This window comes from Curtobacterium pusillum, from assembly GCF_007680845.1.
GTDB classification, from domain to species: domain Bacteria; phylum Actinomycetota; class Actinomycetes; order Actinomycetales; family Microbacteriaceae; genus Curtobacterium; species Curtobacterium pusillum_B.
In genome coordinates, this window is the sequence record NZ_VEIY01000001.1 from 730,003 (window position 1) to 745,790 (window position 15,788).

Consider the following 15,788-nt stretch of genomic DNA (forward strand, 5'->3'; position numbering starts at 1 on the left):
GCCCCCATCCTGACATCGTGCCGCCCCCGGACGACGGGACCGGGGTGGGGATCAGGGGCCGGTCAGGGCGAACCCCGATGGTGGCGGGTCCCGCCCGGCGCGATGCTGGTGGCCATGACTCAACAGGACACCGGCGGCCCCGCGTCGGCGACACGGTTCTTCGACTGGATCCGGGGCATCCACGTCACCCGGACCGACGATCGCTGGCTCGCCGGCGTGTGCGGTGCGGTCGCCCAGCGGACGGGCCTCGACCCGCTCGTGGTGCGCGGCGTCGCGATCGTCGTGGCTCTGCTCGGTGGTCCGGTGTTCCTGGCCTACGCGGCCGGTTGGGCGCTGCTGCCGGACTCCGCCGGACGGATCCACCTCGAGCGGATGATCCGGGGTGTCCTCGACCCCGCGCTCATCGCGATCGGCGTCCTCGTCGTCCTGACGTTCGTGCCGGCCGTGCAGGGCATCTGGTGGCAGGGCGTCCCCGTCGCCTGGGGGATGCCGGGCTGGCTCTCGGCCACGCTCGGCACGGCCTGGACCATCGCCCTGGTGGGGTGTGCGATCTGGTTGGTCGTGGTGCTGGCCCGCCGTGGTGTCCGCCCGGGCGACCCGACCGACCCGACCGACTGGAACGGCGCGGCCGGGACCGACGCCGGTGGGCTGCGGCGTGACTTCTGGACCAGCGCCGAGGACCCGACCGGCCCGGCCGGCTCCGCTGGCCCCGCTGGCCCCGCCGGCCCCGGTGGGCCAGGTGGGCCAGGTGGCCCCGCTGGGCCCGCCGGCCCCGGCGGCCCCGCTGGTCCGGCGTGGTCGACGGCGGGCGCCACCACGGCTCCCGGACCCGGCCGTCCCGGGGCCGCAGGGGACGCGACGGGGGCGAGCAGCGCCTCCTGGACGTGGAACGGGACCACCGCCGCCGACCGCCACCAGCAGCACCTCGACCGGGTGCGACGGGAACGTGAGCGCGCGGCCGAGCGGCGTGCCCGCCGAGCCGAGCGTGTACCTGGGGCGGCGTTCCTCGCGGTGAGTCTCGGACTGGCGCTCGTCGCGGGGGCCGGCGTCGCGGTGTGGGCGCAGCAGGCCGGGCTCTCGGTCGCCGTGCTCGGCATCGCCGCGGCGCTCGGCGTGCTCGCCGTCGCGACGATCGTCGCCGGCGTCCGGGGGCGCGAGAGCGGGGGCCTCGGACTCTTCGCCACGATCGGCGTCGTCGCGCTCGTCGTCACGGGCGTGCTGCCCGCGGGGACGCAGGTCTCCGTGATCGGCGGCACGACCTGGCGGGTGGACGACGTCGGACGGGGCGCCGAACGGAACTACGCGATGGTGGTCGGCGGTCCCACGCTCGACCTGCGCGGACTCGACGAGGCCGACGGCGGCGGGCGGGTCAACCTGTGGCTCGGCGCCGGGGGAGCCGAGGTCCGGCTGCCGACCGATGCGCCGGTCCGCGTCGAGGTGAGCGGTGTCGGCTACGGCGTCGACGTGACACCGGGCGACGATGACGACGACGGCCAGGGCGGGGTGCTCGGCACCACCCTCGTCGAGAACCGGGCGGCCCGCACCGCGAGTGCCGCTGAGACCACGACCGTGCACGTGTGGGTCCTCGGTGGCGGGGTCACCGTCCCGCGTGCGGTCTTCGTGAACGAGTGAGGAAGCGATCATGACCGACGACACCACCCCCCTGGACCGGACCGAACCGCTCGACGAGCCGGTCGGCGATGATCCGACACCCGCCACGGTGGATGCCCGCCCTCGGAGGGCGGCGCGGTTCGGCACCGTGTTCTGGGGCGTCGTGCTCCTGGTGTTCGCCGCGGCGATGGCGGTGACCGCGCTGCCGTTGTTCTCCGTCGACCCGCTGACCCTGGTGCTGGCGGCGTGCGTCGCGGCGGGCGTCCTGCTCGTGGTGGCCGGCGTGGCGGCCGCGGTCACCCGACCGCGGTCCTGACGGGCCCGGCGGTGGCGGGCCCGGTCGTGACGGCCGCCGTCGCCCAGCCGCGGTCGTGACGGCCGCCGCCGCCCGACCGCGGTCGTGACGGTCACCGTCGCCCGGCCGCGCTCGTGACGGTCACCGCTGCCCGGACCGCCTACCATCGTCATCGTGACCGCGACAGACGCCGAGCGGGCCGCGGAACGCGACGCGACCGAGCCACCCCTCGACCGCAGCACCCGCCTGCGTCGCTGGATGCTGCACGGCGCGGACCAGGGCGCCTCGCACCAGGGCCCCCACCAGGTCGAGGTCGAGAAGACCCACTCGTGGTGGCGCGTGATGTGCCTCACCGGCGTCGACTACTTCTCCACCCTCGGCTACCAGCCCGCCATCGCCGCGCTCGCCGCCGGGCTCCTGTCGCCGATCGCGACGATCGTCCTCGTCCTCGTCACCCTGCTCGGCGCGCTGCCGGTGTACCGCCGGGTGGCGCAGGACAGCTTCAGGGGCGCCGGGTCGATCATGATGCTCGAGAAGCTGCTGCCCTGGTGGGCCGGCAAGCTCTTCGTCCTCGTGCTGCTCGGCTTCGCGGTCACCGACTTCATGATCACGATGACCCTGTCGGCAGCGGACGCCACGGCCCACATCGCCGAGAACCCGTACACGCCGCACTGGTTCACCGAGATCCCGATCCCGATCACCCTGGCCCTGCTGCTCCTGCTCGGCATCGTGTTCCTCCGCGGCTTCAAGGAGGCGATCGGCATCGCCGTCGGGCTCGTCGGGGTGTTCCTGGCGCTCAACGCGGTCGTCGTCGTGGTCGCCCTCTGGCACGTGTTCGAGCACCCGATGGTCGCGAGCGACTGGTGGAGCGGGCTCACCGCGCAGCACAGCAACCCGCTCGTGATGATCGGGATCGCCCTCCTCGTGTTCCCGAAGCTCGCGCTCGGCCTGTCCGGCTTCGAGACCGGTGTGGCCGTGATGCCGCAGGTCCGCGGGGACGCCTCGGACGACTCGAGTGCCCGACCGGAAGGACGGATCCGCGGCACGAAGCGGCTGCTCACCGTCGCCGCCGTGATCATGAGCTCGTTCCTCATCACGTCCTCGATCGCCACGACGTTCCTCATCCCGCAGCACGAGTTCCAGCCCGGCGGCGGTGCGAACGGCCGTGCGCTCGCCTTCCTCGCCCACCAGTACCTGGGCGGCGTGTTCGGGTCCGTGTACGACTTCTCGACCGTCGCCATCCTGTGGTTCGCCGGGGCGAGCGCGATGGCCGGCCTGCTCAACCTCGTGCCCCGCTTCCTGCCCCGCTACGGCATGGCGCCGCAGTGGGCGCGAGCGACCCGGCCGCTCGTGATCATCTTCACGCTCATCGCGTTCGTCATCACGATCATCTTCCGCGCCGACGTCGACGCGCAGGGCGGCGCGTACGCCACCGGCGTGCTGGTGCTCATCACGAGCGCCGCCGTCGCGGTGACGCTCTCGGCACGGCGCAAGCAGCAGCGGAAGCGCACGATCGGCTTCGGCGTGATCGCCGTCGTGTTCGTCTACACGACGATCGCGAACGTCATCGAACGACCCGACGGCGTCCGGATCGCGGCGGTGTTCATCGTCGCGATCGTCGTCGTGTCCCTGGTCTCGCGGGTGCGTCGCTCGTTCGAGCTCCGGGCATCGTCGATCGAGCTCGACGCCACCGCGAGGCAGTTCGTCGAGGCCGACGCCGACCAGTTCAGCTCGGTCTGCATCATCGCGAACGAACCCGGTGCCGGGACCGCCGAGGCGTACCGGTCGAAGGGCCGCGAGGAACGCCGCGACTCCGGCATCCCGGCGCGGGTCCCGACGATGTTCCTCGAGGTGCTGCCGGCCGACTCCTCCGACTTCGAGGAGGACCTCGTCGTCGAAGGACACGTCATCCACGGGCACCGCGTGCTGAAGGTCCGCTCCGGCAACGTCCCCAACACCATCGCGTCGACCCTCCTCGCGATCCGCGACATCGCCGGCGTCGTCCCGAGCATCTACTTCGAGTGGAACGAGGGCAGCCCGATCCGGAACGCCATCCGCTTCGTGTTCACCGGCGTCGGCGACGTCGCCCCCGTGACGCGCGAGGTGCTGCGCGAGGCGGAACCGGACGTCAACCGACGACCCAGCGTCCACGTGTCGTGACGGGCGACGCGGACGTGCGCCGCGCCTCCAGGCCGCTCGGTGGAGCCGCGGCAGTCCTCGTCGCCGCAGCCGTGTGGGGGACCACCGGGACCGCGACGCACTTCGCGCCGGGCGTGCCCGCGTTCGTCTTCGGCGCGGTGACGTTCGGACTGGGTGGACTCGTCCTCGCGGTCGCCGCGGGGCGGCGGACCGTCGGCGCCCTGGCCGGACCGGCGACGCGCCGGTGGGTGGTGCTCGGCGCGGTCTCGCTCGTCGTCTACGCGGTCGCGTTCTACGCCGCCCTCGCCGACGCGGGCGTCGCGCTCGGGACGACGGTGGCCATCGGGTCGTCGCCGGTGTTCGCGGGTCTCGTCGAGTGGGTGGCGGACGGGAGGCGCGTCACACCCCGGTGGATCGTCGCCACCCTGGTGAGCGTGGCCGGCATGGTCGTCGTGACCCTCGCGCGGTCGGAGGGGGCCGGGGCAGGGGCGGCGGGGTCCGGGGCGGGTGGGCTGCTCGTGCTCGGGCTCGGGTGTGCGCTCGTCGCCGGGCTGACGTACGCGCTGTACTCGTGGGCGGTCGCGCGCGGGATCGGGGCGGTGCCGGGCGTTCGCGGGGCGGTGCCGGGCGCGGGCGGGATCGGGGCGGTGCCGGGCGCTCGCGGGGCGGTGCCGGGCGGAGTCGGGGCCGTGCCGCGCGGTCCCGAGGCCGGTGTGCCGGGGGCGGACGGGCGGGGCGTCGTCGGGGCGGTGTTCGGTCTGGCCGCGGTCCCGTTGGTGGTCCTCGCGGTGGTCGGCGGCCACGACTCCCTGGGAGTGGCGTCGAACTGGCCGGTCTTCCTCTACCTGGCGCTCGTGCCCACGGTGCTCGGGCACTCCCTGTACGCGGTGGGGCTCCGGAGCGTCAGCGCCTCGGTCGCGACGCTGCTGTCCCTGGTCGAGCCGGTGGTCGCGGCGGTGCTGGCGGTGCTCGTCGTGGGGGAGCACCTCGGCGCGGGCGGCACGGTCGGGATCGTGCTCGTCGTGGGCGGGCTCGCCCTGTTGGCCCTGCCTGCTCGTGGGGCCGGTCGCTCGCGCTCCTGACGGCGGTCGGCGGTGGCCGGGCGACGGCCGGTCGCCGGTCCGGCGGAGGGCGCCACCCGGTGCGGTTTGCCGCAAACTGCGGGCGCAGCCATCGACGCGCCCGCCGGTGCTCAGGAGACTGATCGCACCACGACGCCCCGTCGTGGCCGGCCGGTACCACCGTCCCTGCGAGGAACATCACGATGTCCGAGCACCACTTCGCAGCACCCCGCGAGCCCCTGCGGCTCGCCTACTTCATCACGTCGTACGGCGACGGCGTCCAGCTGCTCCGGCTCGTGCGCGTTCTCCGGGCCGGAGACCCCGACGCCGAGATCGTCGTCCAGCACGACGAGACGCACAACGCCCTCGACCGTGCACCGCTCGACGCGCTCGGCGTCCACGTCCTGCTCAGCCCGGAGACGATCGGCTGGGGCGACATCACCCTCGACCGTGCCCGGTGGCGGGTGTACGGCTGGATCCTCGAGCACCTCGACGTCGACTGGGTCATGATGCTGTCCGAGCAGGACCACCCGACCGCGCCCCTCGGCGTCCTCCGCGAGCGACTCGGAGCCGCGGCCGCGAACGGGACCGACGTCGTCATGGAGGCCTGGCGCCTCGACGAGATCCCGGACCCGGAGATCCGTGCCGAAGCCGCTCAGCGGTACCGGTTCCAGTGGTACGCGCTGCCGACGACGGGGCTCGCGAGGCACCTGCCACGACCGGTCGCCCGCTTCGTCGACCGCGCCGCGGGTGTCCTCGTCCACCGCCTGCACAAGCACGGGCTGCCCGTCCGCCTCGCGCTCGCGATGCCGTCGGTCGGCGTGCCCGCGCGCATCGGGTTCCGCGCACTCCGGACCCCGTTCGACCGGGCACACCCCGGCTGGCACAACAACTGCTGGTTCGCGCTGGACCGACGCGCGATGCAGGCGGTCGTGACACGGATCGAGGCCGACCCCGCCCTCGTGCGCTACTACGAGCGCACCGTGATCCCGGTCGAGTCGCTGTTCGCCACGATCCTCGAGAACGACCCGTCGATCCGGGTGGAGCACGAGTCGCTGCACACCATCCGCTGGTCGGACCACCGCTCCGGGCGTCCCGACGTCTTCACCGTCGAGGACGTCCCGATGCTGGTCGCCGCCCCGCACCCGTTCGCCCGCAAGTTCGGCGCAGACCCCCGCGTGCTCGACGCCCTCGCCGAGCACGTCCTGCTCACCAAGGAGCCATCATGACCGGCCGTACCGTCCTCATCACCGGCGGTGCCGGGTTCATCGGTTCCCGTCTCGCCGCCGACCTGGCCGCCGACGGCGACGACGTCGTCCTGCTCGACGTCCTGCACCCCCAGGTGCACGCCGGCGGCTGGCCCGCACTCCCGGCGGACATCACCGCGATCCCGTTCGACGTCACCGTGCCGACCATGTGGGACGCCGTGCTCCGGTCCGTGCGCCCGGACGTCGTCGTCCACCTCGCGGCCGAGACCGGCACCGGGCAGTCCCTGACCGAGGCGAGCCGCCACACCAGGGTCAACGTCGTCGGCACGAGCGAGCTCCTCGACGGGCTGCACCGGGCCGGCCACGTCCCGGACCGCTTCGTCCTCGCGTCGTCCCGCGCCGTGTACGGCGAGGGCGAGTGGGCCACACCGGACGGCACGCGCTTCGCCGCCGCCGCCCGCGACGTCCGGCAGCTCGACCGCGCGGAGTGGGACCCGTCGGCGCCTGGAGACGCGGGCGGTGGTCCGGCCCACCCGCTGGCGCACGCCGCGGCGACGACGCAACCACGCCCCTCCAACGTGTACGCGGCGACCAAGCTCGCGCAGGAGCACGTGCTGCACGCCTGGGCCTCCGCGCACGGCACGCCCCTCAGCGTGCTGCGCCTGCAGAACGTCTACGGACCGGGCCAGTCCCTCACGAACCCGTACACCGGCATCGTGAGCCTGTTCGGTCGCCTGGCGCGGGAGCACCGCTCGATCCCCGTCTACGAGGACGGCCACATCACCCGCGACTTCGTCTTCGTCGACGACGTCGTGCGTGCGCTGTCCGCGGCCACCCGGAGCACCACGGAGGGCACCAGCACCGTCGACATCGGTTCCGGCGCACCGATGACGTTGCTCGACCTCGCCGCCCTCGTCGCTGCACAGGCGGGTGCCCCGGCGCCGCAGGTCACCGGGCAGTACCGGCTCGGGGACGTGCGGGCGGCGTTCGCGGACGTGTCGGCCGCGGCGGACGCCCTCGGGTACGTCCCGCAGGTCGACCCGGAGCACGGGATCGCCCTGCTGCTCGCGTGGATGGCGACGCAGGACGCGCCGACGCAGGACGTGCCGGCGCAGCCGCAACCGCTCCGGGTGGCCTGAGCGCCCCGGGCCACCGCGCCAGCGCTACTCGCCGACGATCTGGTCCCGCACCTTCCGTCGGAGCACCTTGCCGATCATCGACCGGGGCAGGTCGTCGACCACGACGACCCGGCGCGGCACCTTGTAGGCCGCCAGGTGCTCGCGCGACCAGGCCCGCAGCGCCTCCGCGTCGAAGGTGGCCGGGTCCTTCGGCACCACCACGGCGACGACCTGCTCGTTGCCGGCGTGGGTGATGCCGACGACGGCGACCTCGCGCACGCTCGGGTGCTTGAGCAGGGCGTCCTCGACCTCCGACGGGGAGACGTTGAACCCACCGGTGATGATGAGCTCCTTGAGGCGGTCGACGATCCGGACGTACCCGTCGACGTCGATCGCCACGACGTCACCCGTGCGGAACCAGCCGTCGGCGGTGAAGACCTCGTCGGTGGCCTCGGCCTTGCCCCAGTAGCCCCGGAACACCTGGGGACCGCGGACCTGCAGCTCGCCGGGCTCGTCGGTGCCGAGCACCTTCGTCCCGTCGTCGGGATCGACGACCCGGGCCTCGGTCGAGGACAACGGGAGCCCGATAGCGCCGAGGCGACGTGCCGGCGACACCGGGTTCGCCATGAGCACCGGCGAGCACTCGGAGAGGCCGTAGCCCTCGACGAGGTAGCCGCCGGTCCGGGCCTCCCACGGCTCGACGACGTCCTGCGACAACGGCATCGCGCCGGAGATCCCGATCTCGATGCCGGCGAGCGACACCCCCGCGGAGTCCGCCGCGTGCTGCAGCCGCGTGTAGATCGGCGGCACGGCCGGCAGGAACGTCGGCGGGTGCTTCTTCACCGCCGCGAGCACGAGCGCCGGGTCGAACGCCGGGAACAGCACCAGCCGCGACGCCATGCTCATCGCGAAGGTCAGGCAGAGCGTCAGACCGTAGGCGTGGAACATCGGCAGCACCGCGTACACGACGTTGTCGCCCCGCACGATCTGCGGGACCCACGCTCGGGACTGCGCGGCGTTCGCGAGCAGGTTGCGGTGGCTGAGCACCGCGCCCTTCGGCACCCCGGTCGTGCCGGAGGTGTACTGGATGAGCGCGACGTCGCCGGTCGCCGGACGCGGGTGCCGCTTCGACAGCTTGCGGCTGGACACGAGGTCGTCCCAGGTCGTGGTGCCGTGGACGCTCGTCGTGAGCTTCGCGCGGGACTCGCGGGCCTTCGCGATCGGCAGGGCGAGCGCCAGACGGGTGCTCCGCGGCATCGCGCGCGTGAGGTCGACCGAGACGATCGCGTCGAGCGACACGTCCGCGGGGAAGTCCTGCAGCGTCGCGACGGACTTGTCCCAGGCGATGGCGACCTTCGCGCCGTGGTCCTCGAACTGGTGGCGGAGCTCCCGCGGCGTGTACAGCGGGTTGTGCTCGACGACGATCGCCCCGAGCCGGAGCACCGCGTAGAAGGCCACCACGTGCTGTGGGCAGTTCGGCAGCACGATCGCCACCCGGTCGCCGGCGCCCACGCCGAGCTTCCGGAGCCCGTTCGCCGCCCGGAGGATCTGCTCCTCGAGCTGGGCGTACGTGGTGGTCCGCTTGAAGAACTCGAGCGCGACGTGCTTCGGGAAGCGCCGAGCGGACTCCTCCACGAGGTCGTACAAGGAGCCCGTCGGCTCGTCGATGTCGTGCGGGACCCCCGGGGCGTACGAGGCAAGCCAGGGACGAGGCGTGTCGATGCTCACGCGGACCAACCTAGCGGGCGGTCGCGGCGGGTTGTCAGGGGCACGACGGACGATGGGGGCATGCCCTCCGTCGCCGACGCCTTCCGCTCACGACTCAACGACACGTTCACCGGTGGTGCCACGGAACGTCCGGCCTGGATCGACGACCTCGAACAGGGCACCGACGCCGGGTTCTTCGGCCCCGGATCCGCGACCTGGTCGGTGCACGGCGGCAAGCAGACCATCCTCGCCGGCGTCCGCGCGCTGCTCGTCCAGGCACTCCACCCGGGGGCGCTCGCCGGGGTCGCCGACCACTCCCGCTACCGCGAGGACCCGTTCGGCCGCCTCGCCGGCACCATCCGCTGGATCTACACCGTGTCGCACGGCGACACCGCCGCCGCCGAGTCCGCGAGCGCCTGGGTCCGGAAGCTGCACGAGCGGGTCCGCGGCGAGTACGTCGACGGGCACGGGGTCACCAAGCCGTACGCGGCGAACGACCCGGACCTCGCGCGGTGGGTGCACCTCGCGTTCACCGACGCCTTCCTGCGGAGCGCCCAGCTGTGGGGCGAGCCGATCCCCGGCGGCGCCGACGCGTACGTGCGCGAGTGGGCGACCGCCGGCCGGCTCATGCACGTCGAGGACCCGCCCGAGAGCGAACTCGAGCTCCGCGCGCAGATGGACGGCTACCTCGACCGCGGGGAACTCGTCGTGACCGCGCGCACGAGCGAGGTCGTCCGGTTCATCAAGGACCCGCCGCTCGCGAAGCTCCTGCGACCGGGTTACCGCGCGCTCTTCGACGGGGCGGTCGCGTCGCTCGACCCGCGGCACCGCTCGATGCTCGGTCTTCGGACGCCGGCGATCGGGCCGGTCGAGTTCCCGGTGCAGCGGACGGCCGGGATCGTGCTCGACGGCATCGGAGCCGTGCTCGGACACCAGCCCGGGACGGAGCGCGCGGCGCTCGTCCGCATCGCGCGTCTCGAACGCGCGGCCGACGGGGTGGACGCGACCGTCTGACGGACTGGAGGCGCGGCGCGGGCCCGCACCGCGCCTCCAGTCAGACGGGTGGTGCGTCAGAAACCGGACGGCACCCGGGGCGTGTACGCGGACTCGAGTCGCGTGACCTCGTCGTCGCTGAGCGTGATCGTCGACGCGATCACGGCGTCGTCGATGTGGTGCTCCTTGGTGGCGCCGACGATCGGAGCGCTGACCGCGGCCTTGCCCATCACCCAGGCGAGGGCGATCTGGGCCATGCTCGCGTCGTGCGCCTCGGCGACCTGCTGCACCGCCTCGACGATGGCGCGGTTGGCGTCCTCGTCCTGGCGGTAGAGGGTCTTGCCGAACTCGTCCGACTCCGCGCGGCTGCCGGAGCCCTGCGCGTCCCACGGGCGGGTGACCTTGCCGCGGGCGAGCGGGCTCCACGGGATGACGCCGACGCCGGTGTGGGCGCAGAAGGGGTGCATCTCGCGCTCTTCCTCGCGTTCGAGGAGGTTGTACTGGTCCTGCATGCTGACGAACTTCGTCCACCCGTGCCGCTCGGCGACGTGCTGCATCTCGGCGAACTGCCACGTCCACATGCTGCTCGCGCCGATGTACCGGGCCTTGCCGGCCTTGACGACGTCGTGCAGGGCCTCCATCGTCTCCTCGACCGGGGTCTCCGGGTCGAAGCGGTGGATCTGGTACAGGTCGACGTAGTCCGTGCCGAGGCGCGTCAGCGAGGCGTCGATCTCGTGCATGATCGCCACGCGGGACAACCCGGCGCCGTTCGGGCCCGGGCGCATCCGGCCGTTCACCTTCGTGAGGACCTGCATCTGCTCGCGCGGGGCGAGCTCCTTGAGGAGGGTGCCGGTGATCTCCTCGCTGCTGCCCGCGGAGTACACGTTGGCGGTGTCGAACGTGGTGATGCCCTGCTCGAACGCGCGGCGGACGAACGGGCGCGCCTCGTCGATGCCGACGCTCCACGGGTGGGCGCCGCGGTCCGGTTCGCCGTAGGACATCATCCCGAGGATGACGCTGCTGATCTCGAGGCCGGTGGCGCCGAGGCGGGTGGTGCTCGTTCCTTCGCTCATGCCGTCACTCTGGCATCACGGCCTGTGACCGCGAGGAGGCGGACCTGCAGCGGGGCGTCCTCGCCGACCTCGACCGGGGCGGCGTAGAGGCCGGTCGCCGCGAGGTGCTCGATCTTCGGCTCGAAGTACTCCCACACGGCGCGCACGAGTTCGTCCGGGAGGTCCTCGTCCGAGCCGGTCGCCCGTGCGAGGTCCCACGTGTGGATCGTGATGTCGCTCGTCTGCTCGGTGAGGTACTCGCCGGCGGGGACGATGTCGGTCGCCAGGTGCACGGGCGCGTCAGCGGGCGAAGTACGCCAGGCTTCGGTCGCTGCCGTGGCGAACTTCTCCCACTCGGCGGCGAGGTCGGGGCCGATCTCCTCGAGGTCCGCCTCGGCCTGGTCGTGGTCGCAGCCGGTGAGGAGCTTCGGGATCCAGCGCTGTTCCTCGACGACGTGCTGCACGAGGTCGCGGGTGGTCCACTCGGAGTCGGGGGTGGGGGCGTCCCAGTCCGTCACGGCGGCGACGCGGCGGCCGAACTCGGATGCGGCGAGGGCTTGCAGCGCGATCCAGTCGGTGGCCATGGTGGTGCTCCTGTTCGTGGGGGTGGGGGTGGGGGTGCTCTTGGGCGGGCTGTTCGTGCTGTTCGTGCTGTCTGGCCGTGCCCGGGCGGTGCTCGGGCGGGCGCTTCGTGCTGTTGGTGCTCGGCTGCAACCGGCGGGCGGGGCCGCGGATTCCCTGGGTGGGGCGCCCCCTCGTGGTGCGGTCTCACGCTACTGCGCCACCCGAGCGGCCGCTCGCTCCTCCGCCGCCCCGGCCCGGGGCCGGCGCCCCCGACCGGCGGCCCCGTCCCGTTGCGTTGCGCGAGCGGGAGGAATACGCCGGCGGACCAGTCGGATCGCCGCCGCTTCCGCCCATTCGTCACGCGCCCGCGGCGAGCGGGCCACATGCGCGTGCGCGGGAAGCGAATCCGTACCAATTCACCCGTTCGCGTTGAGCGGAGCGAGCGGCCTGAAGAAGCGAGTCAGAGCTCGCTTCCGAAACGGATCACGCCCGCTCGCTGCTCAGCGCTCGTCGGCGGTCGACGCCGCGGACAAAGGAAGCGAGACGTGCGCGGCGACCGGGCGGAACAGGCCTCCGGGAGCGCCGATGCCGTGCGCATACCTCCCGCTCGCGGAAGCGCCAAGAGGCCAGCACGGACGCGCCGCACCGCGACGGGCATCAGCACCGGGAACGACGAACGGCCCGGCTCCCTGGAGGGAGCCGGGCCGTACGCCTCGGGTGCTGCAGTGTCCTGCTGTTCGGTGCCCTCAGGTCACGCGGCGTTCGCGGACCTGGAGGTCAGAAACTCGAAGGGAGTCAGGCCGCCTGGAGGACGAACTGCACGTCGAGGTTGATGGTCACGTCGTTGCCGAGCGTGAAGCCACCGGCCTCGAGCGCCGCGTTCCAGTTCACGCCGAACTCGGTGCGGTCGATCTTCGTCGTCGCCTCGGCGCCGAACTTCACCTGGCCGTAGCCGTCAGTGGTGAAGCCACCGAGCTCGGCCTTGAGGACGACGGGCTTGGTCACGCCGCGGAGGGTGAGGTCGCCGGCGATGTGCAGGTTGTCGCCCTTGGCCTCGATGCTCGTGGAGCGGAAGGTCAGCTGCGGGTGCTCCTCGGTGAGGAAGAAGTCGCTCGTCTTGAGGTGCTGGTCGCGCTGCTCCTGGCCGGTGTTGATCGACGCGACGTCGATGTTCGCCTCGACGGTCGACTCGAGCGGGTTCTCGGCGGTGACGACGGTGGCGTCGAAGGTCTCGAACTTGCCCTTCACCTTGCTGATCGCGAGGTGGCGGACCGAGAAGGTGACCTCGGAGTGGGTGGGGTCGATCTTCCAGGTGCCGGTCTGGTAGCCGGGGATGGTCGAGGCGGTGAGCGTCATGGTGACTCCTTCGAAGCGTGTGGTCTGCGTACCCGAGCAGGCGTTGGGAGGAACGAGAGTTCCATGCGCCTGCATCGAAGCCGATGGTAGCCCATTCTGCACGCATTTGGTTGAAGCGTCAACCAATGTTCATCCCGATGACGGTGACCGGCGTGTCGGACGCGAGTCGTGCCTCCCGGCTGACGCCCCGTCGATCAGGCGACGAACGCGCGCGACGAAGGTGTCGATCGCCGCCCCGACGTCGTCCGCGGTCGCGCGGACGAGCCACCAGCCGGCGTCCTTGAGGAGTTCTCCGCGAGTGAGGTCCTTCCGGAACGTCCTGTCGTCAGTGCGGTGGAGGTCGCTCTCGTACTCGATCGCGACGCGGGCCGCGGGGTAGGCGAGGTCGACGCACGCCACCCACCGACCGTCGACGACCACGTCGTGGTTGAGCGCTGGCTGCGGGAGACCGCGGCGGGTCATGGCCAGCCGCAGCCTCGTCTCTCCTGGGGAGCGGGAGCCCGGCCGGATCTCGGCAAGGGCAGCGCGGACGCGACGGATCCCGCGGGCGCCTCGGTACCGGCGGGCGGCCGCGATGAGCTCGTCGCGGTCGCACCACCCTCGCCAGCCGACGAGGGCGTCGCCGACGACGATGAGTTCGTCCCTGTTCAGGAGGGTCGCCAGCGCAATGAACGTGTCGGCTGGGTGTGTCAGCGTCGCTGTCCCGGAGTGGACGGTGCGGACACGCCCTTCGCGAGCGCGATGCCCGATGGTCCCGCGGACGCGGAGCGCCTGGTCGGGCCCGATGGTCGTCACGTGGATGCGGAGGTCGCGTTCGAGTCGCCGGGGGAGTGGCAGGCCGAGGATGACGGCTGCGGTCGTGTGGCTGAACGCCTGGTCGGGTCGGAGCCGAGGGAGGACAGCACGCGCACGTTCTTCGTGCGTCCGCGGTTGCACCCAGGTGCGGATGCCGTGGAATGGTCGGAGTAGTGCCTTCGAGCGCAGTCGTCCGGGGCTGATGCCGCGGTGGAGCGCTTCGCGGACGCGGAACGGCCGGCCGCGGAGGGCCATCGGGAACGCGAGCTCGGCTTGCATGGGGTCAGCCTCGTCGAGTCGCCGGGCCGTGGTCGCTCTGTGGCGCGATCTGTGGAGCGCTGCCGCCGCGGGGCACCTTGTGAGGGGGTGGCCGACTGGACGAGCGTGCCGCCAGCGGGCGGATCCGGGAGCTTACCGGCCCAATCTCGTGGGTATTCCTCCCGCTCGCGGGTGCGGCCCGTAGCGCGCGCGGGAGCGTCCAGGAGGCGCGGCGCGAGCGGGAGGAATACGTGCGGTTCCCGGGCTCCTGGGTGGGCATACCGCCCGCTCGCGTTGACGGGCCCGGTCAGCGGGGTGCGTGTCCTGGAGGCGCGGCGCGAGTGGGAGGAATACGTGCGGTTCCGGAGTGCCCGGGTGGGTATACCGCCCGCTCGCATTCCTCACCTCCCCCCCCGCGCCGCGCGCCGCGCGCGGCGCGCGGCACGCGCGCGCCGCGCGCCGCCCACCCCGCCAGGTACTCCCACGGCCCCTCACGCGCACCCGGAGCCCGGTAGCGTCGACACCATGGAATTCAGGTACCTGGGCAACTCCGGACTCAAGATCTCCGAGATCACCTACGGCAACTGGCTGACGCACGGCTCGCAGGTCGAGAACGACGTCGCCACCCAGTGCGTGCGGGCAGCGCTCGACGCCGGCATCACCACGTTCGACACCGCGGACACGTACGCCAACACCGCGGCCGAGCAGGTCCTCGGCGAGGCCCTCAAGGGCGAGCGTCGCCAGTCGCTCGAGATCTTCACGAAGGTCTACTGGCCGACCGGGCCGAAGGGTCACAACGACGTCGGCCTCAGCCGGAAGCACATCATGGAGTCGATCGACGGCTCGCTGACCCGCCTCCAGACCGACTACGTCGACCTCTACCAGGCGCACCGCTACGACTCCGAGACCCCCCTCGAAGAGACCATGCAGGCCTTCGCCGACGTCGTCCGGCAGGGCAAGGCGCTCTACATCGGCGTGAGCGAGTGGAACGCCGAGCAGATCCGCGCGGGCGCCGCCCTCGCGAAGGAGCTCGGCTTCCAGCTCATCTCGAACCAGCCCCAGTACTCGATGCTGTGGCGGGTCATCGAGGGCGAGGTCGTCCCCGCGTCGAAGCAGCTCGGCCTCTCGCAGATCGTCTGGTCGCCGATCGCGCAGGGTGTGCTCACCGGCAAGTACAAGCCCGGTCAGCCGCTGCCCGAGGGCTCCCGCGCCACGGACGAGAAGGGCGGCGCGGACATGATCAAGCGGTTCATGCGCGACGAGGTCCTCGAGGCCGTGCAGCGCCTGCAGCCGGTCGCCGACCAGGCGGGGCTCACGCTCGCCCAGCTCGCGATCGCGTGGACGCTGCAGAACCCGAACGTCGCGAGTGCGATCGTCGGCGCGTCCCGTCCGGAGCAGGTCACGGACAACGTGAAGGCCGCCGGCGTCACGCTCGACGCCGACGCACTCGCCGCCATCGACGAGGCCCTGGGTGACATCCCGGAGCGCGACGCGTCGAAGACCGTCAGCCCGGCGTCGCGCCCCGCGTAGACGCGACCAACCCCCGGACGGGAGGCGCGGTGCCAGCCGGCACCGCGCCTCCCGTCCGTCGTGTGAACGGCAGATGTCGTCGAACTGGCAGACGCCTGGCA

Annotated in this window: 13 protein-coding genes; 8 read left to right on the forward strand and 5 right to left on the reverse strand. The window is 72.5% G+C overall.

The genetic code is table 11. The annotated features are described in order from the left end of the window. The first annotated feature begins 114 nt into the window (after positions 1–114). The 6 genes from FS825_RS03460 to FS825_RS03485 all read left to right on the forward strand — a co-directional run bounded on the left by FS825_RS03460 (position 115) and on the right by FS825_RS03485 (position 7,453). Positions 115–1,632, forward strand: coding sequence for a PspC domain-containing protein (locus tag FS825_RS03460; RefSeq protein ID WP_186377052.1), 1,518 nt, complete (start codon positions 115–117; stop codon positions 1,630–1,632). A gap of 10 nt (positions 1,633–1,642) precedes the next feature. Further along, complete coding sequence (locus FS825_RS03465; protein ID WP_144710862.1) at positions 1,643–1,927, forward strand: hypothetical protein; 285 nt, start codon at positions 1,643–1,645, stop codon at positions 1,925–1,927. A 237-nt stretch (positions 1,928–2,164) separates the two neighbouring features. After that, positions 2,165–4,066: an amino acid transporter gene (locus tag FS825_RS03470; RefSeq protein WP_395885516.1), complete on the forward strand. Its 1,902-nt coding sequence runs from the start codon at positions 2,165–2,167 to the stop codon at positions 4,064–4,066. After that, positions 4,063–5,127, forward strand: coding sequence for a DMT family transporter (locus FS825_RS03475; RefSeq protein ID WP_144710866.1), 1,065 nt, complete (start codon positions 4,063–4,065; stop codon positions 5,125–5,127). Before FS825_RS03470 ends, FS825_RS03475 begins: the two co-directional genes overlap by 4 nt. 182 nt (positions 5,128–5,309) lie before the next feature. Next, the gene (locus FS825_RS03480) at positions 5,310–6,335 is read left to right on the forward strand and encodes a core-2/I-branching beta-1,6-N-acetylglucosaminyltransferase family protein (protein WP_144710868.1); all 1,026 of its coding nucleotides are present in this window, start codon (positions 5,310–5,312) and stop codon (positions 6,333–6,335) included. Beyond that, complete coding sequence (locus FS825_RS03485; RefSeq protein WP_144710870.1) at positions 6,332–7,453, forward strand: NAD-dependent epimerase/dehydratase family protein; 1,122 nt, start codon at positions 6,332–6,334, stop codon at positions 7,451–7,453. Before FS825_RS03480 ends, FS825_RS03485 begins: the two co-directional genes overlap by 4 nt. A gap of 24 nt (positions 7,454–7,477) precedes the next feature. Here the strand turns inward: FS825_RS03485 and FS825_RS03490 are convergent, their stop codons facing one another. Further along, positions 7,478–9,160: a long-chain-fatty-acid--CoA ligase gene (locus FS825_RS03490; RefSeq protein WP_144710872.1), complete on the reverse strand. Its 1,683-nt coding sequence runs from the start codon at positions 9,158–9,160 to the stop codon at positions 7,478–7,480. A gap of 60 nt (positions 9,161–9,220) precedes the next feature. Here FS825_RS03490 and FS825_RS03495 point away from each other — a divergent pair, with 60 nt between their 5' ends. Beyond that, a complete protein-coding gene (locus tag FS825_RS03495) occupies positions 9,221–10,153 on the forward strand; it encodes an oxygenase MpaB family protein (protein WP_144710874.1) in 933 nt (310 codons plus the stop codon). 56 nt (positions 10,154–10,209) lie between these two features. Here the strand turns inward: FS825_RS03495 and FS825_RS03500 are convergent, their stop codons facing one another. From FS825_RS03500 to FS825_RS03515, 4 genes are all read right to left on the reverse strand, one after another. Further along, positions 10,210–11,205 (reverse strand): aldo/keto reductase, encoded by a 996-nt coding sequence (locus FS825_RS03500; RefSeq protein ID WP_144710876.1) that lies wholly within the window; start codon positions 11,203–11,205, stop codon positions 10,210–10,212. Beyond that, a complete protein-coding gene (locus FS825_RS03505) occupies positions 11,202–11,768 on the reverse strand; it encodes a TIGR03086 family metal-binding protein (protein ID WP_144710878.1) in 567 nt (188 codons plus the stop codon). The genes FS825_RS03500 and FS825_RS03505 overlap by 4 nt, the downstream gene beginning before the upstream one ends. 775 nt (positions 11,769–12,543) lie before the next feature. Then, positions 12,544–13,104 carry a YceI family protein gene (locus tag FS825_RS03510; RefSeq protein ID WP_144710880.1) on the reverse strand — a complete coding sequence of 187 codons (561 nt, stop codon included), beginning with the start codon at positions 13,102–13,104 and terminating at the stop codon, positions 12,544–12,546. Positions 13,105–13,233: 129 nt separating this feature from the next. Continuing rightward, positions 13,234–14,178 (reverse strand): hypothetical protein, encoded by a 945-nt coding sequence (locus FS825_RS03515; protein ID WP_144710882.1) that lies wholly within the window; start codon positions 14,176–14,178, stop codon positions 13,234–13,236. 504 nt (positions 14,179–14,682) lie between these two features. On the opposite strand from FS825_RS03515, the gene FS825_RS03520 reads away from it, so the two are divergent. Further along, a complete protein-coding gene (locus tag FS825_RS03520; protein ID WP_144710884.1) occupies positions 14,683–15,687 on the forward strand; it encodes an aldo/keto reductase family protein in 1,005 nt (334 codons plus the stop codon). The last annotated feature ends 101 nt before the right edge of the window (positions 15,688–15,788 follow it).